This window comes from Candidatus Zixiibacteriota bacterium (assembly GCA_040752815.1).
Classification (GTDB): Bacteria; Zixibacteria; MSB-5A5; order GN15; family FEB-12; genus JAGGTI01.
Window position 1 is genome coordinate 1 of sequence record JBFMGC010000051.1, and the last position, 22,238, is coordinate 22,238.

Annotated in this window: 20 protein-coding genes; 5 read left to right on the forward strand and 15 right to left on the reverse strand. The window is 59.1% G+C overall.

Annotated elements, in window-relative coordinates; all coding sequences use genetic code 11:
• Window positions 1–359, forward strand: a 359-nt coding sequence (locus tag AB1772_11070; GenBank protein ID MEW5796885.1) for a hypothetical protein, incomplete at its 5' end; no start/stop codon positions are given.
• A gap of 225 nt (window positions 360–584) precedes the next feature.
• Here the strand turns inward: AB1772_11070 and ppgK are convergent.
• Window positions 585–1,337, reverse strand: coding sequence for a polyphosphate--glucose phosphotransferase (gene ppgK, locus AB1772_11075; protein ID MEW5796886.1), 753 nt, complete (start codon window positions 1,335–1,337; stop codon window positions 585–587).
• A 338-nt stretch (window positions 1,338–1,675) separates the two neighbouring features.
• Here ppgK and AB1772_11080 point away from each other — a divergent pair, with 338 nt between their 5' ends.
• Window positions 1,676–2,494, forward strand: coding sequence for an FkbM family methyltransferase (locus AB1772_11080; GenBank protein MEW5796887.1), 819 nt, complete (start codon window positions 1,676–1,678; stop codon window positions 2,492–2,494).
• A 15-nt stretch (window positions 2,495–2,509) separates the two neighbouring features.
• On the opposite strand, the gene AB1772_11085 is transcribed toward AB1772_11080, so the two are convergent.
• The gene (locus AB1772_11085) at window positions 2,510–3,151 is read right to left on the reverse strand and encodes a FlgD immunoglobulin-like domain containing protein (GenBank protein MEW5796888.1); all 642 of its coding nucleotides are present in this window, start codon (window positions 3,149–3,151) and stop codon (window positions 2,510–2,512) included.
• On the opposite strand from AB1772_11085, the gene AB1772_11090 reads away from it, so the two are divergent.
• The 3 genes from AB1772_11090 (at window position 3,131) to AB1772_11100 (ending at window position 8,313) form a co-directional block, all read left to right on the forward strand.
• The gene (locus AB1772_11090; GenBank protein MEW5796889.1) at window positions 3,131–5,395 is read left to right on the forward strand and encodes a carboxypeptidase-like regulatory domain-containing protein; all 2,265 of its coding nucleotides are present in this window, start codon (window positions 3,131–3,133) and stop codon (window positions 5,393–5,395) included. The genes AB1772_11085 and AB1772_11090 overlap by 21 nt on opposite strands.
• A 395-nt stretch (window positions 5,396–5,790) precedes the next feature.
• Window positions 5,791–7,683, forward strand: coding sequence for an oligoendopeptidase F (pepF, locus tag AB1772_11095; protein ID MEW5796890.1), 1,893 nt, complete (start codon window positions 5,791–5,793; stop codon window positions 7,681–7,683).
• A 216-nt stretch (window positions 7,684–7,899) separates the two neighbouring features.
• Window positions 7,900–8,313 carry a thioesterase family protein gene (locus AB1772_11100; GenBank protein MEW5796891.1) on the forward strand — a complete coding sequence of 138 codons (414 nt, stop codon included), beginning with the start codon at window positions 7,900–7,902 and terminating at the stop codon, window positions 8,311–8,313.
• Between the two features lie 5 nt (window positions 8,314–8,318).
• Here AB1772_11100 and menE read toward each other — a convergent pair whose 3' ends face one another.
• The 13 genes from menE to AB1772_11165 form a co-directional block, all read right to left on the reverse strand.
• Complete coding sequence (menE, locus tag AB1772_11105; GenBank protein ID MEW5796892.1) at window positions 8,319–9,818, reverse strand: o-succinylbenzoate--CoA ligase; 1,500 nt, start codon at window positions 9,816–9,818, stop codon at window positions 8,319–8,321.
• On the reverse strand, window positions 9,811–10,908 hold the full coding sequence (gene menC, locus AB1772_11110; GenBank protein MEW5796893.1) for an o-succinylbenzoate synthase: 1,098 nt from the start codon (window positions 10,906–10,908) through the stop codon (window positions 9,811–9,813). Before menC ends, menE begins: the two co-directional genes overlap by 8 nt.
• Complete coding sequence (locus tag AB1772_11115) at window positions 10,905–11,786, reverse strand: 1,4-dihydroxy-2-naphthoate polyprenyltransferase (GenBank protein ID MEW5796894.1); 882 nt, start codon at window positions 11,784–11,786, stop codon at window positions 10,905–10,907. The genes menC and AB1772_11115 overlap by 4 nt, the downstream gene beginning before the upstream one ends.
• 9 nt (window positions 11,787–11,795) lie before the next feature.
• Entirely contained in the window at window positions 11,796–12,617 is an 822-nt protein-coding gene (gene menB, locus AB1772_11120) for a 1,4-dihydroxy-2-naphthoyl-CoA synthase (protein MEW5796895.1), read from the reverse strand.
• Window positions 12,618–12,633: 16 nt separating this feature from the next.
• Window positions 12,634–13,431, reverse strand: coding sequence for a 2-succinyl-6-hydroxy-2,4-cyclohexadiene-1-carboxylate synthase (gene menH, locus AB1772_11125; GenBank protein MEW5796896.1), 798 nt, complete (start codon window positions 13,429–13,431; stop codon window positions 12,634–12,636).
• Window positions 13,432–13,434: 3 nt separating this feature from the next.
• Window positions 13,435–15,210, reverse strand: a complete 1,776-nt coding sequence (gene menD, locus AB1772_11130; protein MEW5796897.1) for a 2-succinyl-5-enolpyruvyl-6-hydroxy-3-cyclohexene-1-carboxylic-acid synthase — start codon at window positions 15,208–15,210, stop codon at window positions 13,435–13,437.
• Entirely contained in the window at window positions 15,207–16,610 is a 1,404-nt protein-coding gene (locus AB1772_11135) for an isochorismate synthase (GenBank protein ID MEW5796898.1), read from the reverse strand. The genes menD and AB1772_11135 overlap by 4 nt, the downstream gene beginning before the upstream one ends.
• Window positions 16,607–17,347, reverse strand: coding sequence for a bifunctional demethylmenaquinone methyltransferase/2-methoxy-6-polyprenyl-1,4-benzoquinol methylase UbiE (ubiE, locus tag AB1772_11140; protein ID MEW5796899.1), 741 nt, complete (start codon window positions 17,345–17,347; stop codon window positions 16,607–16,609). Before ubiE ends, AB1772_11135 begins: the two co-directional genes overlap by 4 nt.
• Before the next feature lie 140 nt (window positions 17,348–17,487).
• The gene (locus AB1772_11145) at window positions 17,488–19,887 is read right to left on the reverse strand and encodes a TonB-dependent receptor (protein MEW5796900.1); all 2,400 of its coding nucleotides are present in this window, start codon (window positions 19,885–19,887) and stop codon (window positions 17,488–17,490) included.
• A gap of 319 nt (window positions 19,888–20,206) precedes the next feature.
• Window positions 20,207–20,395, reverse strand: a complete 189-nt coding sequence (locus AB1772_11150; protein ID MEW5796901.1) for a hypothetical protein — start codon at window positions 20,393–20,395, stop codon at window positions 20,207–20,209.
• Window positions 20,388–20,624, reverse strand: a complete 237-nt coding sequence (locus tag AB1772_11155; protein ID MEW5796902.1) for a hypothetical protein — start codon at window positions 20,622–20,624, stop codon at window positions 20,388–20,390. The genes AB1772_11150 and AB1772_11155 overlap by 8 nt, the downstream gene beginning before the upstream one ends.
• Entirely contained in the window at window positions 20,617–21,336 is a 720-nt protein-coding gene (locus AB1772_11160; GenBank protein ID MEW5796903.1) for a hypothetical protein, read from the reverse strand. The genes AB1772_11155 and AB1772_11160 overlap by 8 nt, the downstream gene beginning before the upstream one ends.
• A complete protein-coding gene (locus AB1772_11165) occupies window positions 21,323–22,192 on the reverse strand; it encodes a DUF4388 domain-containing protein (GenBank protein ID MEW5796904.1) in 870 nt (289 codons plus the stop codon). Before AB1772_11165 ends, AB1772_11160 begins: the two co-directional genes overlap by 14 nt.
• Between the last annotated feature and the right edge of the window lie 46 nt (window positions 22,193–22,238).

A 22,238-nucleotide genomic window follows, 5' to 3' on the forward strand; every position in this document is an offset into this window, starting at 1 on the left:
CATCTGATGTAGTCGAAGAACAGAACCTCGACGTCATCGTCTATCCGAACCCGTACCGTGCCGACGCCAATTATCACGAGTTAGGCTATGAGAACCGCAAGGGGACGATCATTCCTGACCGCGCCCGGTTGATTCACTTCAGCAACCTGCCGAAGGTCTGCAAGATCAGCATTTTCACACTCGACGGCGACCTGGTCGGCTCGATCGATCACAACTTCCCTGACGGCGGTCCCGAATCGATGCACGACTGGTGGAACTTAGTCAGCCGCTCCGGTCTTGCAGTCGAATCCGGGCTTTACTACTGGGTGGTCGAGTCGTCAACGCGGACACAGATCGGGAAGTTGGTGATTCTGAAGTAATTAAATCCCACCCGTTGGGTGGGGTACAAAGATTCGTAAGTAGGGCGGGTTTGCTTCGCCTGTCCGCCGTGGCGGGAACCCGCCAGGGTGGCAGAATCGCCGATTGCTCGCTGACGCGAACAATCCATGGATTCTGCCCTACCGTTCCTTAGGTCACCCTAAGCCTGTCGAAGAGTAACTCCGTGTGTCTTAGACATGATTGTGCGCGGCAGAATTCGTTTAGAGCTATTCCTCTGTCACTGCCAGTGCGGCGCCGATCAAACCGGCCCGGTTGCCCAGTTCCGCCGGCACTGTCGCGCACCCTATGTCTATGTGTGGCCCAAAAAGGGCGAAGTTCTCGCTGACACCGCCGCCAACAACGATCAGGTCGGGTGAGACCAGTTTCTCCATCTCGCGAAGGAATCGGCCTACGCGCGCGCCGTAGGCCGGCCAGTCGAGATTTTCCCGAATCCGTACCGATCCCGCCGCCCACTGCTCGGCCTCGCGCTCGCCCATCAGCATGTGGCCGAACTCGGTGTTGGGCAGAAGTCGCCCGCCGTGAAACAGGGCGCTGCCGATTCCGGTGCCCAACGTGACAAGTAACACGGTGCCGGCATCTGGTGCGGCGAAAATTCGAGCTGCGCCGAACCGGATTTCGGCCAGACCGGCGGCGTCGGCATCGTTGATGAGCGCCACAGGTTGAGCCGTAAGCTTGCGCAGATCGTCAAGCCAATTAAGACCGATAAAGCTCCGGTCCAAATGCGCCCCAGTCAGCGTGAAACCGTTTTTGACTACTCCGGGGTATCCGACACCCACCGGTCCGTGCCATTTCTCTCGCCCCAGGGCCGCCCTGAGTTCCGCAAATACCGCGGTGGGTGTCGCGGGCTGGGGAAGGGGAACTTGAATCGGTTCGGTTCGAGTTTGCCCAGTAGTGATATCAACGACTGCACACTTGATTAGTGAGCCGCCGATATCAAAGCCGAGGACGAGAGGGGTCATGTGTCACCAATTACGGACGACAGGCTCTTGAATCAAGTTGATTCTGAGCTTGAGGGGCGGGCCGCGAGAGGCCGTCCCGGAAGCACGAGTATATGCGTCAGTTCGCACCCCTTTTGCCTCGCTCAACGGTCAAGGCAGAAGGGGCAAGAACTGACGCAACAGTTTTGGCGTCTTTTGAGACAGCCTCAGGGGGATGGATCGACGTGAACCGGAGAAATAAGATTCTGTTACTCTATCTAAGGTATCTCTTTGTCGATAAAATAATGAGTATATCCGATGTCCCCCGGCGACTACTATTGCTTCGCCAGGGGCAGTGAATGAACTAGCATCCGGGATTTATGGCTAATCGAAACAGTCTGGGCGACATGTTGAAACGGCTGGCCCTCTGCTACATGCCGGACCGGGTTTTAACGGAGCTCAAGAAAGTCCACTACGCACGCGCCCTGCGTCACCAGACGCCGGACCAGGAGCCGGAATTCCTCGTCGTGAGCCGGCTGGTGCGCCCGGGCGACTGTGTTATTGATATCGGGGCCAATATCGGCACTTATACGGTCCTGCTTTCTACGCTGGTTGGTGCGCAGGGACACGTTTTCGCGGTCGAGCCGGTACCAGTAACATTTGAAATACTCTGCTCCAACATCCGCCGCCTCAAACTGCAAAACGTGACCGCGATGAGCCTGGCCGTGTCGGACCATGCCGGTCGTGTGGTTATGGCCATTCCTCATTACCCTGCCGGGGGGGAGAATTACTATGAGGCGAGTGTCGTGGGGTCAGGCAATGGTGTAGCACCGGGGCTTCGATCGGTCGAGGTCGAGGCGCACACTCTCGATTCCCTGCTCAAGGCCCACGACAAGCCGATTCAATTCATAAAAGTCGATGTCGAGCGCCACGAGCTGGCCTGCCTTCGCTGCGCCGTCGAGACGATCGCGTCCAGTCAGCCATCGTGGCTGGTCGAAGTTTCGGGTGATCCCGATGACCCTTTTGCTCCCGCCCATGAAGTAATGAGATTCATGGACGATCACGGATATCAGATATTCTGGTTCGACGGCCGCGCACTGCGGCCAAGGCAGGCCGGAGACAAAACGACGAACTACTTCTTCTTGACGTCCCGTCATGTGGGGGTTCTCAGGGACGGCGGCTTAGCGGTTGCTCCCTAAGATTGCTTAGCCACGCTACTTCAGCAGAACCATCTTCCTGGTGACCCGGTGTGGGCCGGCGTGGAGGGAATACAGATAGACTCCCGAGGCAGCCTCATGGCCGTATTTATCGTCCCCATTCCAGGCAACTGAATGCAAACCGGGGGAGGACTCGCCCAATGTCCACTCACGCACCGTCTGCCCGAGGATGTTGTGAATAGTCAGAGTGACATCGGCGCGCTGGGTCAGCGTGAATTCGATTGTGGTGCCGGCATTGAACGGATTGGGATAGTTCTGTTCAAGTGTGAATACGTCCGGCAATGACTCAGCGGGCTTGTCCTCGACCGACGTTGCCCCGCTGGCGGTGATCTTGTTAAGGAAGATGTCCGAAGCTCCCGCGCCATAGGAATAGGTGTGTCCGATCAGCACCCAGGCGTTGTTATCCGTCACTGAGTAATAGCAGTAGTCCGAGGCCGCCCCGCCGAACGTGCGTTGCCATTCGACCGTGCCGATCGGGTTGGTGCGGATAGCAACTCCGTCAAACTTCCCTCGGCCGTACGATGATGTCGTTCCCGCGATCAAAAAGCCGCCGTCGGGAATCGAACGTACGGAATAACCCCGATCGACCTGGAGCGGTTCCACGTAAGGGCGCCCGGTGTGGATCGGGACCTGCTTCACTCGGATTACTATTTCGACGGCCGAGATCTCTACTTGAAAGTCGGGTTGTACGGCCCGCTGTTCGGCCTGCACATGAAGTTCGATTTCTCGCTGCTTCGCGTGCTTCTGCCGCTCGACGAGAGCTTCCCGGCTTTTCAAAAGCTCAAGCGCCAGAAAGAACGCAAGCAGCTCCTGGAGAAAAAAGCCGCGCTCAAAGACGTACTGCAGTTATCTCGTTCGCGAGATTACGTCGCCGGCGGTGCGCTTGACTGGCGCGCCTCGACCGCCCCGATCGGCGGCGGCGCGCAGTATTTCGATCTCGACTTCGGCGCCGTGGTGCTCGGGGGCGACCTCACTCTCTCCGGAGGCGGCAGTACGCGCACCGGATTCGACGAAGACCGCCTGAATTACCTCTGGCACTACTACTTCGACAATAACAAGTACATCACCCAGGGTGAACTCGGCCGGATCCACACTGCCGGTCCGATACCTCGAAGCCTTACCGGCGCGCTCGTAACCAACAAGCCGCAGATTCGTCGCAAGTACTTTCAGACGATCCAGGTCGGCGGCCAACCTGGGCCGGGCTGGGAGGTCGAACTATATGTCGACGGCCGTCTGGTCGACTACCAGGAGACCGATGCCTCCGGCCGGTACGATTTCAATGTCGACGTGTATTACGGTGCGTCGAATGTCGAAATCAAGCGCTACGGCCCCAACGCCGAGATCGAAACCGAAGAGCAGCATTTTCGCATCCCCTTCAATCTGATTCCCCGCAACGAGATTGAATACTCGGCGGCAATCGGGCAGGGGCGCGGTCGCGATAACGGACGCAGTTTCGTCGAGGCGAGTGCGTATTACGGTCTGATGTCACGCGTGACCGCGGGTGTTTCCGCCGATGTCCCGACCGATCCTCTCGAAAACCAGACGCCGTTCTATGCTTTCGAGGCCACGATCCAGCCCGCGACCAATTTCACGTTAGCCGGATCGGCATCGCCGGATAACCGGCTCATGCTGGACGCCAACTACGTGTGGCCGTCGGTAGTCTCGTTCGGCGCTCACGCCGCGAAGTACTACGAGAACGAGTTTACCAATGCCTTGGGTCAGCAATATCGCTGGCAGTTCTCGATCTCGAGCCCGCTGCGCGTTTTCGGCCGGTACCTCGGGCTGCGATACAATATCACGCAGGACCAGTATCTCACTTTCGGCACGACCAACATGACCTACGGCATCAACACGGCGATCAAACCGGTTCACTTTAACTACGTGGGGCAGTATCAAGTCAAGAGGGGCGACGCCGGTTCGGTATTGGCCAGCCAGCTCTCCAGCAAGATCATGGGGTCGATTCAGTTTCATCGCCGCTTCCGACCCCAATTCCGCCTTGACTACGATCACACCAATAACGAAATCACGCGTTACGGGGCATCATTGACCAAGCGGCTCTGGCGTTCCGGGCAACTGACGCTGTCGTACGAGAGCAGTCCCGCCTCGCAGTTCACCACGTTCCTGGCGACTTTGCATTTCTTCACCGGCCTCTTCGAATCATCTAACCGCACCCAGGTCTCGTCGGGGCGCGTTAACGTGACGCAGATGCATCAGGGATCGATCCGGTTTGACCAGCACAAAACCAGGTTCATATTTGACCGTCGCCGGGCGGTCGGCTACGGTACTGCTGTCGTGCGGCCGTTCCTTGATGACAATTACAATGGCCGCAAGGATCCCAACGAACAAACCATCCCCGGGCTCAAGGCGAAAATCTCCGGCGTTTCCGGCCAGCCGCGCGGCGACGAACGGACTTACTACTATGATCGCTTGCGCCCCTATGATGAATATCTCGTTCAGATTGACCAGTACAGCCTCGACGACCCCACACTCAAGCCGAGCAACGAAAACTATCAGGTAACGCTCAATCCCAGCGTGGTGACTGAAATCGAGGTGCCGATTGTAACCGCCAGCGAAGTCAGCGGCTCAGTCAAACGCCAGGTGGGCGCCGGCACCGCAGGCCTTGGCGGCATTCGCGTGCAAGTATTCAATATCTCCAAGGATGTCCTGACCGAAATCACCACTTTCAATGACGGTGAGTACTATTTTCTCGGCCTGCTGCCCGGATCTTATCGCGCCTATGTCGATCCAGAACAGTTGAAACGGGGCGGCTACCGCTCGCAGCCGGAAGCGATCGAGTTCGATGTCAAACCGGTGACCGGCGGCCTGCAGATTGAGAACATCAGTTTTCTCCTGATTCCAGCGACACAAGCGAACGAGCAGTAGCTCCGCTGGCCCACCCGCTTGCGGGTGGGGGATGCTTGTGGGCGGCAGACCTCCCGAGGCCGTCCCAAATCAACCTATGGGACAGCCTCTCCCGGTCTGCCCCATCTAGTTCCTTGTTCGATACACGGGCAGACGAGGAAGTCTGCCGCGCACGGAACTCACCAAGCGACCGTAACCGAAGACCCCGAGCAACCGACGGGCAGAATTCCGCCTTCGGCGGATCGCGTGAGTCAGCGCGCGACCGCCGATTCTGCCTTCGTGGCGGGCTTGAAGCAAGCCCGCCCTACCGTCTCCCCGTGGGTGTCTCTCCGTGAGTTGACACGGCAGGTACCGGTTCTTACCTTGCCCGGACTCAAGTAGCACTTGACTACCACAATTGAAAGGAGCCAGGAAGAATGAAACGGCAGCAAAACGGTTTGGCCATGTCGATCATCGCGGCCCTGCTACTGTGCGCAACGATCGCGCAGGCCGGCCCGAACACATCGAATCGCGACTCAATCCCCGACAAGTACAAGTGGGACCTGGGCCAGATCTATACCGACTGGGCGGCCTGGGAGCAGGGCCTGGCCCGGCTTCAGCAGCTTATGGATGAATACGCGGCGCTGAAAGGTACTCTCGCGAGCGGACCGCAGGCGATACTCAAGGCCTCCCAGGTGGGCGACGAGCTCGGCATGCTGGCATACAAAGTCTACCGTTACGCCGGTCTTCACAACGCCCAGGACATGCGTGACAACGAAGTGTCCGGCAGACTGCAGCAGGTGCAGCTGGCCTTTGTCAGGTTCGGCATAGCCACCGCCTGGTACAATCCGGAACTGTTGTCGATTCCGTGGGAAACCATGCAGCAGTGGCTCGATTCCACGCCCGAATTGAAGCCGTACCGCTACGGCATATCGGACCTGTATCGTCAGCAGACGCACGTGCTCACTGAGGACAAAGAACAGCTCCTGGCGTACTACTCCCAGGTCAACGCCGCCCCGAGCGAAATCTACGGTGAGCTGACTACCAGCGATATCAAGTACCCTGAGACGATTCTCTCCGACGGCAACACGGTCAAGCTGACCCCGGGAGCCTATTACAGCATCCTGTCGTCCAACCGGAATCAGGCTGATCGCGCCAAGGCGTTCGAGACGTTCTACGGTGTATATCACGATTATCGCAACACCTATGCCGCGATCTACAACGGTATCCTCCAGCGCGATTGGGCAACGGCCCAGGCGCGCAACTACAGCTCATGCCTGGAGTCGTATCTCGATGCCGACAACGTGCCGGTGGAAGTCTACAAGACGCTGGTGAACACGGTCCGAGCCGGCACCGGCCCGCTGCGGCGCTACTACAAACTGGTCAGGGAAAGACTCGGCCTGGCGGAGTATCATCTCTACGACGGCATGATACCGCTTGTGGAATTCGACAAACGCTACGACTACGATCAAATCCAGCCGGTAATAATCCAAGCGATGGCGCCCCTCGGCAAGGACTATCAGACGCGGCTCAAGACGGCGTTTGAGAGCCGGTGGATCGATGTCTACGAAAACGAAGGCAAGCGCACCGGGGCCTTCTCCGCGTCCACCTACGGTGTTCACCCGTTCCTGCTGCTGAACTACAACGAGACGCTGACGGATTTCTACACGGTCGCCCACGAACTCGGACACTGCATGCATTCGATGCTGTCGCACGAAACGCAGCCGTTCTCGACTTCCGAGCCGACCATTTTCGTAGCCGAGGTGGCGTCGACCATGAACGAGGCGCTGCTGCTCGATTACCAGCTCGCCAGGACCAAGGATCCGGTCGAAAGAATTGCGCTGCTGACACGGGCCATCAACAGCATCGACGGCACCTTCTACACGCAGACCATGTGGGCCGATTACGAGATGCGGATGCACGAGGCCGTGGAGAAGGGCATGCCGATTACCGCGGAATCGATTCGCGATCTGTACTCCGGCTTGCAGGAGGAATACTACGGTGACGCCGTGACGGTCGATGAGTTTTATCGGTTCGTATGGACGCGCATCAGCCACTTCTATAACTCGCCTTTCTACGTGTACAAGTATGCCACTTGTTATGCTACATCGGCGAAGCTGACAGCGGAAATCACGTCGAAGGACAAGAAGGTGAAACAGGCCGGGTTGGATCGTTACATGACACTATTGAAGTCGGGCAGCAACGACTATCCGATGGAACTGCTGAGGAAAGCGGGAGTTGATTTGAGCAAGCCGGAGACTTTCCAGGCGATAGTGGACAAGCTCGATCAATATGTAACGCTGCTGGAGAAGGAGCTTGCGAAGTTGTAGCAGCGGATGGCGCACCAGCCACAAGTGACACAGCGACAGGCTCAGTGTGACTTAGAGGCACGTGTCGCGAGATCGCATCGCAGAGATGCATCGTAGGGCAGAATCCTCATTCGCTTCGACCGAGCGATTCTGCCAGACCACTGCATTGATGCTCGCAGACCAGAACGTCGGCCACACAGAACAAAAGCGCAAGTTAAACGGATACCCGATAGCATCATGCCTTACACATACCACACCACTATCAAGCTCTACGACACCGACGCCGCCGGGATCGTCTTTTTCGGCAATTACTTTCGCCTGGCGCACGATGTCTATCAGACATTTCTCGAAGAACATGGTATCAGGTTTGCCGATGTGCTCGGCGAGGGCCGCCTGCTCTTGCCGATCGTCCATGCCGAGGCGGACTATACCAAGCCGCTAGTTGTCGGCGACAAAGTCGCGATCACTCTCAACTGTGCCGGCATCTCCACCCACTCGTTCGTGCTCGACTACGAGATGATGCGCGACGGTTCGCTTTCGGCCGGAAAAGTGAGCACGGTGCATGTCCTGATTGACCGCGCGTCAAACACCAAGACCCCGCTACCTGACAAATTGCGGCGCGCGCTGGAGACCATTCTCGAGAGCGAATAGGGGGGTTAGGTCCGCGGGCGGTGAAGTTTCTTAGCCAATTGGATAAAGAACGCGCGGTCGGTTTTCAGGCCGGACGGGGAGTATCCGTGGGGCCAGGGATGGAACGCAATCGGCAGCATGAACCGGGGGAGAGTTTTCGTAAGCTCGCCGCTGAGCGAGACATGATCGTAGCGAAAGCGAGTCTCTTCAGGCAGTTCTGAATGCGCGTTTGAGAGATTGATGTCGGATCGATACCGGATAAACGCCACCGGTCGCGCATCGAATTCAGCGTCAGGGACCGGCACGACAATCGCCTCATCGATTCCCTCAATCGCGCAGAGCGCGGATTCGATAGCCTCGGGATGGATGTTCTCCCCGCCAGAGACGAACATATTGTCTTTGCGGCCACGCACGGACAGCGCGCCGGTGTCGTCCACCGACCCGATATCGCCGGTGTGATACCATCCGTCGGGGTCGAGCGGCAAATGCACTTCCGCGCCGGCGACGTATCCGAGAAACAGTGTCTTGCCTCTTGTAAGAATCTCGCCATCGTCAGCGATCTTCACCTGGCAATGGGAAAGCACGCGTGGCCGATCCGGCTCTTGCGTAGTTCCGGTGGCAACCTGCGAGGTCATCTCGGTGAGGCCGTAGGTGACTCGCACCGGAAGGCCCGCCGACAGCGCCTGATTAAGCAACGGCTTTGGTATCGGACCGCCGCCAAGCAGTATCGCTTTGAGGGATGACGCCGCCGCGGGCAGATCGGACTCAGCAAGAAGGCGTCGCAGTTGCGTGGGAACCATTGAGAGGTGGGTAATCTGGTCCCGAATGATCGGCCCGGTCAACTCAGTGGCGCTATCTGCGAACACGACCGCGGCACCCGCAAGCAGGCACCGAAAAACAACACTCAGGCCGCCGACATGATAAAGCGGCAGAGACAATAGCCAGCGATCACCCGGCATCACCGGCAAGTTTTCATTCGAGGCGAGGGCATTGAAATAGTGATTTCCGATACTGTGAAGCGCCGCCCTGGGTGTGCCTGAAGTGCCGGAAGTGAAAACAACAGTAGCAGGTTGATCGGGATCGACAGTTGGGGTTTCCCGCGGAGTGGTGTCGGGTCGGGGATGCTCTATCTGACTGAGAAGTTCACGAATAGATGGCAGCCGAGTTTCGAGCGGCTGTGACGATCCCGACGGCGTGCGGCTGTCCGGCCACAAGGCGCGATGCGTGCAGCCGGCGTCAGTGCGCATCGACGAGAGCGTGGCGGCAGGAAAGCGTGGGCTGAGCAGGACAGTAACGGCGCCGATTTGCAAGTTCGCGAGAATGAGCAGCGGCACCTCGATTCGGTTGCCTTCGATTACCGCGATCCGGTCGCCGGTCCTCACTCCGTGCTCACGCAACCGTTCGGCGAGGAGATCGACCGCGATCTTTGTATCGCGCCAGGACAGCGTGATATCGCCCGCGATAAACGCCGGGAGGTCACCGAATCTCCGTGTGGCGGCGGCCAGAGGTGACGCTAGCTTATTCATCGTCACACTCGGCAAGCAGGTCTTCATTTACAGTGAGTGCGGCGCGACTGACATTGACCAGATCAATACGACCGCCTAGGCAGTCAATCGGCTCAGTCAGGAGATCCTGTTGGAACCAGCCCAGTGTGTCCAGCCCCATTGCCGAGTCATGAGTTCCATACGCCGCCGCTAACTGGGCCAGGGCGGCGATACCCAGCGAGCTCTCAAAGCACGAACTTATCACGACCTTGATACCGATCGGTCGCGCCGCGCGAGCGAATGCCGCCGCCCGCTCGAATCCGCCAAGGAGTGTCGGTTTGAGCACGATGGCCCCGACATAATCGTGATCCGACAACCGGGCGGGTGTTATTGCCAACAGGCTTTCGTCGAGCGCGACCGACATTCGCGTCCGCTCCGCGAACTCGCGCAGCCGTCCCGACTCGGCGAGCGGTTCTTCGATATACTCTACGTTGCAGTCGGCAACAGCGCCTGCCAACCTGAGAGCGTCGTCATATGACCACGCCCGGTTGGCATCAAGGCGGATCGACATGTGATTGCCAAGGGTGCGATGCAGCTGCATTGTGCGCGCTATGTCGCCGTCCAAGGACCGTCGGCCGACTTTCATCTTTACCGCCCGGTAGCCGTCACGTAGGAATCGATCGGCACTTTCGAGCAGCGGCGTATCGTCGGTGATAAGGCCGTTCAGGTGCAGCCTCTCGGCGGGGTGTGTCGCAAGCAAATAGGCCGGCGGCTTCCCGGTTTCTTGCGCCAGGGTGCTGACGATCGCCGTCTCGAAAGCGAAGCGAACCGACGGCGATAAATCATACCTGGCCAGCCAAGCATCGAATGCCCCATCCAGCCTGGTGAGGTTCTCATCGATGACAGCGCCGGTGAGTCCATGCCTGAGCACCTTCAGTTGTCTAAGCGCGTCTTCGAATTTCTCCGGTGAGTACCCGGGCAATGGAGCAGCCTCACCCCAGCCGTGTGCGCCGGAGTCGGTTATCAGCTTTATCAGAAGGCCCTTGCGGGTCAGGTTGCTTTCGGGCTGCCCGGGCAGCGGTCGCACCAGGGGCAGGGAGTAGGAAAAGAGCTCGACAGCGGCAATCCTCATAGTATCCAGCCAAGGGAGAATACTGCACTGTAGACCAGCAGCAGGCGGCCGGTGACTGCCAGGCAGTCGTTCAGGTCCCGCCCGGTAACCGTGGCTACCTTGCCCATGGCTATAACCGACGGCACGACTGTCAGCGAGGCCAATATCGCCAGGGGCGGACCATGAAACAGCAGCGCCAGTACCAGCGGGACTGTGCACGCGGCAAAAAGCGACCAGTAGTATTCATGGAGGGCGAACCGCCTGCCGAACCGCACAGCGAGAGTGCGCTTGCCGGACACGCGGTCGTTGTCAATGTCTCGAAGGTTGTTGACTGTCAAAATGCCGACCGAGAACAAGCCGGGCGCGAATCCGGCTACGATGACGGCGAGGTTGATATCGATTGTCTGCACATAGTAGGTCCCGCCGACCGCTACCGGCCCGAAGAAAATCAGCACGAACAGCTCACCGAGCCCGTTGTAGCCGAGCGGGTACGGTCCGCCGGTGTAAAGCACGCCGAACAGCACCGAGAGCAGGCCGATCACCACGATCGGCACTCCTCCTCGCCATACGAGATAGACACCCACAAGTACAGCGAGAGCGAAGACGAGGATGGTTGCGCGTTTCATGGCCTCGGGGCTGACCAGCCCTGCCTGGGTGACTCGGACAGGGCCAAGCCGTTCGCCGGAGTCGGTCCCCTTCTTGTAGTCGAAGTAATCGTTGGCGAAATTAGTTCCGACCTGGATGAGCAACGCGCCGGTCATCGCCGCGAGCGCCGACGGCCAGTGCGCGCCTCCTCCCGTGTGGGCCATGGCGGTGCCGATAATAACCGGCGCCGCCGCCGCGGGCAGAGTTTTCGGACGCGCCGCCAGCAGCCAGGTGTGCCATGATGACCGGGCCATGAGCGATTCCTAGGGCTGTCGGGGGAATTTGGAGAAATCGGGTTTGCGCTTTTGTTTGAAAGCGTCGCGGCCTTCCTGCGCTTCCTCGCTCATGTAAAAGAGCATGGTGGCGTTGCCGGCCAGCTCCTGCAGGCCGGCCTGGCCGTCGCAGTCGGCATTCAGCGCCGCTTTGAGGCAGCGTATCGCCGTCGGCGAGTTGGCCAGGATTTCGCGGCACCACTGCACGGTTTCGTCCTCGAGCCGCGCCAGCGGGACGACCGCGTTAACCAGTCCCATCTCGAGCGCCTGCTGGGCGTTGTACTGGCGGCAGAGGAACCAAATCTCACGGGCCTTCTTCTGGCCGACAATGCGCGCCATGTAACTCGCCCCGTAGCCGCCGTCGAATGAGCCGACTCTCGGCCCGGTCTGGCCGAACACGGCGTTGTCGGCGGCGATAGTCAGGTCGCACATCAGGTGAAGCACGTGCCCGCCGCCGATGGCGTACCCGGCGACCATGGCGATTATCGGTTTGGGACAGGTGCGCATCTGCCTCTGAAAGTCGAGTACATTCAGGTGGTTGATGCCTTTTTCGTCGGTGTAGCCGGTGTCGCCGCGAATTTTCTGATCGCCGCCCGAACAAAACGCCTGGTCGCCCGCACCGGTGAGAATAACCACGCCGATACCCGGGTCCCTGCGGGCGTCGCTCAGCGCCGCGCACATCTCGAACACGGTTTTCGGCCGGAAGGCGTTGCGAACCTTCGGACGGTTTATCGTGATCTTCGCGATGCCTTCAGATTTGTGATATACGATATCGTCGAACTTACCTGCTTCGACCCATTTGATCGTCGTCATCTTGGCCTCGCCAGCTTCAGCGCAGAAATCCTTTGACTGCCTTACAGAACTCCTTCGGACGTTCGAAGTGGACATTGTGTCCGGCGCCCGGAATTATAGCGACCCGGCCTTTGGGACACAAGCTCGCCATCTGACGCGCCAGGGCGGAGTACTTGGCGTCTTGTCCTCCCGCGACAAACAGCACCGGGATTCGTATCGTCGGCAGCAACTCCCACAGCGAGGGCATCGTACCCAGTCCCATGTACTTCAGGGACCGGACCAGGGCGAGTGGATCATGCTTGAGGCGTCTGTCGCGCATCGCGTTGAACCGCGGGCCGGTCTTTTGGATCGTATCGAATAGAGGCTGTCGGTACCAGTTGTCGACAAATTCGTCAAGCGGCCGCGTCTTGAGCTGTGTAATCAGCTTCTCGTCTTCAAGACGCCTCTGAGCCCGCTCGTCATCGGTGCGAAGCCCCGGCGACGCCGATTCGATCACGGCGCGGGAAAACAGCTCAGGGACACGGGTCAGCAAATAGAGCGCCACCCGTCCGCCGAGAGAATATCCGACCGGCGTGCACTCCTCCAGGTTGCAGGAGCGGAGCAGTTCGCCGATCAAGTTGGGCAGTTCCTCCCAGGCGTAGTACCTGTTCTCCAAAAAACCGGCTCTCGCATTGTGGCCCGGCAAATCGATACGCAAGTGGCCATACTGTCCTCCCATCAGCTCGGATACCTCCAGCCAGTCGTCCTGACCTCCGAGGAAGCCGTGAAGGTACAAGAGGGTAAGATGGATCGGGGCACACTTGAGATGAAACAACAGATTGGGGTAGCGGCGCACAACTCAATCCGTTTCTACCGCGGCCTGTACCGCCTGCAGTAGCTGCGACCGGTGTTCCAGGCCGTGCGCGGGATCGACCATTACTTCTATGATCGTTGACTGCTGAGACCGGCCGGCGCGGTCAAGTGTTTTGCGGAATTTGCCCAGGGTGCGAACGCTTTCATACTGAAGACCGAACATCTCGGCAATCCTGCCGATCGTAAATCCGTGGGGAGCGACAAAGAACCGATCGAGCAGCTCCCGATGCTCTGCGATTGGCAACAGCTCGAAGATCCTACCGCCATTGTTGTTTATCACGACAATGACCAGCGGTTGCCTGGATTGCCGCACCAAAGCCAGCGAATTGAGATCGTGCAGGCAGGACTGGTCACCGATGAGCAGTACAACCGGCTGTCCCAGCCCGGCGGCATAGCCGCAGGCCGAAGCGATTGTGCCGTCGATACCGCTGGCACCTCGATTGGCCGCCACGCTGACGGTTCCCCGCAGTGATGCGAACATGTCCATATCACGGATCGGCAGGCTGCTCGCCAGAAAGAGCGCCGCGTCTGTGCCCAGCCGCTCGGACAATGCCCGGGCGAGCGAGGGCTCGGTCAACGGCTGGTCTTCGCTACAGCCTTGGGCGACAGTCCTGGCGGCTTCGCTCCCGGCGCGACTCCAGCCGTCTAACCAGGGTGTATTGGCGGATGATTGGCCGGTATGCTCGCCAAGCGATCGGCAGAACACCGACGTTTCGTGGCCGGTGCGCAAGGTCACGGCGCGAACGGGATCAAAGATCACGTCGTGGCCCGCGTTGAAAATGTAATGCGCGGGCTGAGACCGTTCAATGAACTGGAGGAGCCGTTTCGAGGTGAACCGTCCGCCGATATGCAGAACCGTATCAGGCGCGTGACTATCCGCAAAATCCACCGATGCCAGAATCAGATCATAGTGCCTGACCATGTGCGGTTCAGGAATCCCGCTCAACCCCGAGGTGATATCAGCAAGTGTCGGCCAGTTCAAATTGCGACTGAGTTCAAGAGCCGTTCGCCGCTCATGGTCGGTGCGAAGATAACCGATTATTAGCAGGCCGCGGTTTGTCTGCCTAATGATCTCGATAGTAGATTTCAGAACGGTGGGTTCGAGTGGCCTTGTTGGCGCAGGCTCACCACCGTATGGCTTGACTGAGCAGTACCAGTCTGTCAGTTCGGGCTGGTGTTCAGAAATCGTCTCATCGAGTGATCGAATGTCCCCTGCCGGCGGAACCAGCGGTTCGCGAAACGGGCAGTTGAGGTGTGCCGGGCCGGGCGACGACGACGAGCGAAGCGCGCGTGCATAGACGTCGCTGACTGCCGACAGCACGCTAATCGCGCCGACAGGATCATCGGGGCACGGCAGAAGCGCCTGAGCGCGAATATGGTTGCCGTACAATTGGCTTTGATCGATGGTCTGATTGGCTCCGCAGCCGTGTAGTTCCGGAGGGCGGTCGGCGGTGATTGCCAGGAGGGGCAGATTGTCCATCGACGCTTCAACTATCGCAGGCAGTAGATTCGCCGCGGCAGTTCCGGAGGTAGTAATCACAGGCGCCGGTTTACCCGTGGCGCGAGCGTACCCGACAGCAAAGAACCCCGCGCCGCGTTCGTCGTAGTGAACCACCGACCGAATCCGTTTGTCCATGGCCACGGCAATCGCCAGGGGCGACGAACGTGATCCCGGACATATCACGACATGGCCGGTTCCCCTGCGGCGCAGTTCCTCGATCATGAGCTGCGCCCGCAGTAGATTGGCCTCTGCGACAGTCATCGCGCCTCGAGATCGAACAGGCCGAGGAACGCGCGGAGCTTATGCTCGATCTCATCCCATTCCGAGTCGGCCTCGGAACCGGGGACAATTCCGGCGCCGGCGAACAAGTCGATTCGCCTCTCGCACACCAGGGCGGAGCGGATCGCCACCGCGAATTCGGCGCGGTCTTTTGCCAGCCAGCCGAACGGCCCGGCATACCAGCCACGGTCAAACGCTTCGAACTCGCTCAGCAGAGCAACAGCTTCCCGCGCGGGAAAGCCGCCGACTGCGGGAGTGGGATGAAGCGCAGTTATGATCTGAAGGTCGTCCACGCCGTGCCTGAGCTGTCCCCGTATACGGCTGACGAGATGCTGTAGTGCCTGCAGCCTCAGTGAAGCGCGAGACTCGACCAGTGAATAGTTTTCGCAGATAGTCTCCAACCCGTCGAGAATTCCCTCGACCACAATCTCATGCTCGCGACGCTCCTTGGCCGAATCCGCGAGCGCGGCGGCGAGCACGTTGTCGGTTTGTGCGTTGTAGCCCCTCGGGCGCGTGCCGGCAATCGCCTCAGTTTGGAGTTCCCTGTGATCACGGCGGTACAGCCGCTCTGGCGACGCACCAATGAATGCTGCGCCCCGGCCGGGGGCATAGCCGTATATAAAGCACTGGTCGCTCTGCTCGCGAAGTTTGGCGAGCAGCAGCCATGGGTCGGGGAGGGTCCTCGCTAACAGCGATGTCTTTCGGGCCAGAACCAATTTCTCGCTCTTGCCTTTCGCGAAAAGCTCAAGGGCACGGTTAATCTGGCGCTGCCACTGGACTTTCTCCGGCGAATCACCCCTCTCCGCAATCGAGAGTGCTTCGGGCTGATAAATCGCCGGTTCGAATCGCAGTTGTCTCGCCGACTCTATTATCTCGGCAAGCGCGGCCTGGCCAAGCTCTCTCTCGAAAACGTTACAGGTGAGATAATGCCGCCCGCGATCGGATATTACCTCGAATCTGGGCAGCACCAGCCGGGCGGCGGGAAAACTCTCCCAGAGTGGATCGCACTCGGACTCGGCGCGGCCCGAGTCGAACCGCAAGCCCCCAAAGTACCGTGTCCCGCTCGGGGCATGAACCAGGACTGAGGAGGCCCGCCGCATCATGTCCGGCAATTCGTCGTGTTTCGTGGCCTGGAGCGAATCCGCCGCTCCCACCGCGGCCGTGCATAACTCCCGGTCGCGATCCTGCCAGTACACCTTCTCGCGGTGCGGCTGTGCGGCGAGCCAGATGAGCGGATCTGACTGTTCCAGCTCGAATTCAAGACGGTACAGCAGAAGTGATTCGCCAGCGGGAGCCGTTCGCCTGCTTTGCAATCTGGCGAGCGCCTCGATAAGCTGCGCGACTGTTTCCGCGCCGACTGCTTTGCTTACCGCGCGAGTCACGACTTGTCTCCACTGTAGATCGTGACAATACCGCCTGTCAGCGTCGTGGCGTTTACCTGCGCGAATCCTGCTTCCCGCATCATCCCGCAAAAAGCGTCGCCATAAGGAAACGTCTCTATCGTTTCGCTGAGGTACCGGTAGGCGGTGGAGTCGCCGGAGATCAGCGCTCCCAGCCGGGGCATGACATGTCGCAGATAGAACATGTACGACCCACGCACGAGCGGGCTTGGTGGCACCGAGAACTCGAGAATCAGAGCGCGGCCTCGCGGTTTCAGCACGCGCAGCATCTCTGCCAGAGTCCGGCGCGTGTCGGTCATGTTGCGAATACCAAAGGAAATCGTGACCGTGTCAAATGCATTGTCGTCAAAGGCGAGCTTCTCCGCGTCGCCGATCTGTAGTTCCAGCACCTGGTCGAGTTTCTGCCGCTTGATCTTCGCGCGGCCGATAGCCAGCATCTGCTCGGCCAGATCCAGCCCATTCCCGCGGCTCACTCTTCCCGTCTTCGCCAGGGCGATAAGCTGATCGCCGGTCCCGCAGGCCAGATCAAGCACCGCGAGCGACAGGCCCGACGGCAGCATCCTGGCCACCTCCGCGCGCCAGCGATAGTCCAGCCCGGCGGACAGCAGATGGTTCAGAAGGTCGTACCGTCCGGCTATCCGGTCAAACATCTTCCAAACCTGGTGTCGCGACAGTCGCGGCAGGCCGGAGGGCTGTGTCTCGGGTTGGTCCTTGGTCATTATAGCCGCCTTCATTCGGGCGAATATACTTGGCCCCCGAGCTTGGTTCAAGGGTTCTGATCCGCGCTGTCTGTGACAGAACCTCCCGGTAGTTGCGACAGTTCTTGGAGCCATCCCACCCGCCGCATGGTCGACTCGCCTCAGAACTCGTACTCGAGGCCGAAAACCGGCAGCAGGCTCCACTGGTACAGGATATCCTGGCGCTGCTTTGCGCCGTTCCAGTAGTATTGCGCGACGTTGCGTCGGTTGTACGCGTTCCAGACCGAGAAATAGACGACCAGGTTTGATTTGTTGAAGCTGAAGGTCCGGTCGACGCGCAGGTTCAGCGAGTGGTAAGCGGGCATACGTTCGCGGTTGACCCGGTCGCTGTCGAGCACCGACCGATTCCAGAGTCGGGAGAGGTCGAGGTCAAGCGGGGTGTACGGCGGACCGCCGGCATATATCCAGCGGGTGCTGAATTCCCAGCGGTTGTTAAGGCGATACCCGCCTTCGACCGAGGCTACGAATCGGTTGTCATAAACCCTGCTTCTCCATAGGCCGTCAAGCCCGCGGTACTCGGCCCTGGCCCATCCGATACTCGCCAGCCCGTAAGTACCGGCGACCAGTTTCTTTTGAACGGTGACTTCAACACCGTAGGAGCGGGCGCGACCATCATCGACCAGACTTGGGTAGTTTCCGAAAAAGCCCCGGTAGGTGAGCTCATCGACAACAAAGAGCTGAGGCTGTAAGGTATCGACCGGGAAGCCGGTGTATCCCTTGTAGTATGTCTCCACGGTCATTCGGGTGTTCTCAGCCAGGAGTTGGTGCAGGCCGAGAATGAAATGGTCGGCCTGCGGGTCACTCAGCCGTTTGTTCTGGGGCCACTGCGCCAGTAGAATGAGGGGGAGGTGCTGGTTGTAAGTGCCTGTCGCTCCGGTCAGATTGGTTCGCGGACCGAGTCGAAAATCGAAGGCAAACCGCGGCGAGACGTGGCCGTGACGGTTATACCTGAGGTAGTCGTACCGTAGGCCGCCGGTAACGGTCAGACGATCAGACAAAGTGACGGTCAGGCTCGCGAAGCCGCCGAAGCGCGGCGACTGAACCGGTAAGTCCATGTTAAGTTCCGGCTGAATACCGCCGAGGGGATCAGTATACTCAGTGACATAAATGTCGTAGTTGTTGAAGTAGTACTTACTTTCCAGGCCGAATTCCAGGGGATGTCTCTCAGAAAGCATTACCACGTTTACGTTTCTTAACTGTACGGCCGTTTCCCGGGTGGCCTCTTCGGTCAGCCAACCGCCCGTGTTGGTCTCCCAGAATTCTCCATCGAAATCGGTCGAAAGGACCGAAAGCGAAGTGTTGCTGTACCCGTTCCCGGGCCAGAGGTACCGCCAGTTGACCCCGGTACTAAGCTCATACCCCTTGTAGGTGCCGTAGACGATATTGCCGTCGTCGGCGGACTGGGCGGAATCGAAATTTATGAAGTCCTTCCCCACGATAGCGAGCAACGACAACCGGTGCGAGCGGCCAAGATCGTACACGACCTTGCCCTGGTAGTCGCTGTAGCGCGGGGCCACGCCTGTCCCGATCGCGTCAACCAGCAGGTCGAGATAGCTCCGCCGCACCGAGAGCATCCATGATCCTGCTCCCCAGCTGATCGGGCCCTCGCCCACGAGGCCGAAACCGGCGAAGTTCAGGTCAAGCTGAGAGTCGAATTCCTCCCGGTTACCCTCGCGAAACTCCAGATCCATAATCGCCGAGAGCCGATCACCGTAACTCGCTCCGAAACCTCCGGCCGAGAACGAAACATTCCTCACAAAATCCACGTTGACCAGGCTGATCGGGCCGCCCGAGGACCCCGGCAGCGGAAAGTGATTGATGTTGGGGATCTCAATGTTGTCGATATAGAATCCGCATTCGGTGGGGGTGCCGCCGCGGACCACCAGGCTGTTCATCTGGTCGTTGGTCTTGGCGATGCTCGGCAAGAGGGCAATAATGCGGCTGACGTCACCGGCTGAGCCGGGCGCGCGGCGCACTTCCTCGCCGTTGAATCCGGTGCTGCTGGTCGGCTGCGCTCGGTCGGACGTGAAGTAGCTCGAGGTCACCTGGATGCTGTCTACTTCGACAGTACGGGGTGGGAGAGCCGCCTCGACAAAAGTCACTCGTTTCGGCCGCACGATTATGTCGGTCTTTACCACTGCGTCATAGGCAACGGCGCTGCATCTCAGGCTGTAACTTCCAACCGGTACCGCAACTAGCGTGAATCCGCCGTTGTCGTCAGTGGCAGAGCCGAAGGGTTGACCGACAATTACTACCGAGGCTCCAACCACCGGTACCTTCGTGACGGCATCGATCACTCGTCCGGAGATCTTCCCTGTCCTGACCAGTGTAGAGTCATCAGCCCACGCCTGTGACGATACCGCCAGGCAGATAAGTGCCGATAGCAGTATGAGCTGACAGCGCCGGCGCATCCCCCCGAGCATTGGAACAGTCAGTTGTTTCGAGTCCGTAAACTCAGTAAGTGCGGGTGCTGTTTTCCCGATCGACGCGACCAGATTCATATAAAGCCAGGCTCAAGAAGCTGTCGTCAAGGACACCCCGACAGAAAACTCATCTGCCAGACTATAGTTATTACGAGGGGCAGTGTCAAATGTTCGGATCGTCGGGTGGGGAACGCGTACACGGGGGCCGTGCCTATGTGAAACGTGACGAACACGGTGGCAATCTGACTTATCCGCACGGCCAGGCAGGGAGATCGCTCGCCCCGGATTGTCTCCGACATGTCCGACAAAAAAACTCCCGCTGGTGCGGGAGTCTCTCAATCATGTAATGCAGGTTGGCTTCACCTGTCCGCCGAGGCGGAAACCCGCCAAGTTCTTATCAAGCGTAAACCTCTTTTTCGTTACACTTGCAGACACCGACATTCCGGGTGCGGAATTTCCACGAGCCGGTTTCGCTCTTTTCGGCTTTCACATGCTTGATCCGGTGGACCTCCGCAGAGCATACCGGACAGAATGCGGCAAACGCTTTCTTCTGCGTTTTGTCAAGGAAGGACTGTTTCTTAGCCATCGATCAATATCTCCTCAGTATTCGGCGCAACGTTTTCACTCTTTTCGGCGGCCGCGATTTCTCGCTTAACCTCCAGAAGCAGCCGGGTCGTATCCCTCAACAGCAGGAATTCCTGATTGTTGCCGAAGAACTCCGCCGCCTGGTCAAAATACCCGGCGGCCTGCTGATACCGCCGTTCGCTAAGCGCCTGCAGGGCCTGAAAATAGGCCTTTTCACCGGGGTCAAGCATCGCTGCCTACCTCGCGCTGCATACGCTCAGCTTCTTTGAGCCGCTTTACAAACGGCTCTACCATATAGCCGTTTTGCTTGAGGTAATATATGATCATGGCCGACAAAAGCAAGGCCTCTCTGTTCTTCTGCAGCGCGGCCGAACTGAGGCTGTCGCCCAGCACCGACATCAGGTGGGCGCGGCCCCGCGACGATTCCTCGAACCGGACCGCCATAGTTTTCATCGTTTCGGAAAACTGGCCGATCGAATCTTCGCCCGTCGGGTGACTTGCCGGGCCTGGGGCACTCTCGGGTCCTTTGCGCAGCACCAGCTTTCTGGATTCGGGCGGACGAGATGAGCGCGGCGCCTTGCCAGCAACCTCGGCCTGCCAGCGGTCGATTTCGGCCACAATCTTCTCAGTCGCCGGAGTTTTCCCTTCGGGGCGATCAATCTCGTTTCGAATGCCGCCCAAAATCCGGCCGATCCGCTCACGGTCAGCCGGCCGTAGGGAGCTGTCCTCCATCCACTGGTAATGGCCGGCAAACCAGTCGCCGATCCGGTCGCTCAGCTCGACCCGGCCGATTCCTTCGGGGCGCCGGCACAGGCGGGCGATATCGTCCAGCCGACTGATCCCGTCGAGTACCCGCAGACGACCCGCTTTCTGCGAGACCGCCCGTTCGAGGAATGATTCAAGTACGACTTCGAACGACTTCAGAGTCTCAGTTCGACTCACTGATCGCCTCTTCGATTAGCGTGCGCGTCACGGTGCGGCCGCCCTCGACAGGCCGCGTTTTTTGCGTGAGATATTCCTCCAGGCGGCGGCTCAGACCAGCGATCATCTGCTCCAGATTATTGGTGGCAGCAGGAGGCGTTTTCGCCTCGGCCGGTTCGATCAAACCCGCCAACCGAAGCTGCGCGATACGGTTCATCGTCTCGCGACGGCCGAGCGGGCTAGATTCGCAAATCTGGTTGACCGTGCGATAACTATCGATCTGGGCCAGCACATTCCACTCGCTCGCTTTCATGGTGATCGCGCGGGTGCGCCCGGCCTGCGACGCTGAAATTCGGAACACCTGGTTCAGATCGGGCAGCGTCTCGCGTATCATGCTCTCTTCGTCCAGCCTCCGCAGTCCCTCGAGAATTACATTCTCCACCGAGAGCGTCACCGTGATTTCTTCTTTGGTCGGGAACTGATTCTCATAGAACTTGAACGAGCCGGTGCGCCAGCTCAGCATGGAAAACAAGAGCTCCTGAATCTGCTCGCGGACAACCGTCTCAAGATCGACGCGATCAATATGGCCGCGCGCTACCAGAATCTCACCGAGACGGCGCGTGTTTTCATTGCGGGCCTGGACCGCGATCGCCTCGTCGAGCTGTTCGGCGGTGATCTTCCCGCGCTCAGTCAGCAACTGGCCGAGATGAAACGTCTCGCGCGGGCCGTAGGCGTAAATGACATCACCGGCCTCGAAGTAGATCATGATGATGGAGTCGTCGTGCTGTATTCCGAGTGTGCCGGACTTGCGTCCGGTGGCGAGCAACTGGAGAATCTCGACCAGGGCGAATTTTTCGATATTTCCCTGTAAATCCAAAGCATCTATTCCTTCGTTTGGGCCTGCCGGCAATTGTAGCTAACGT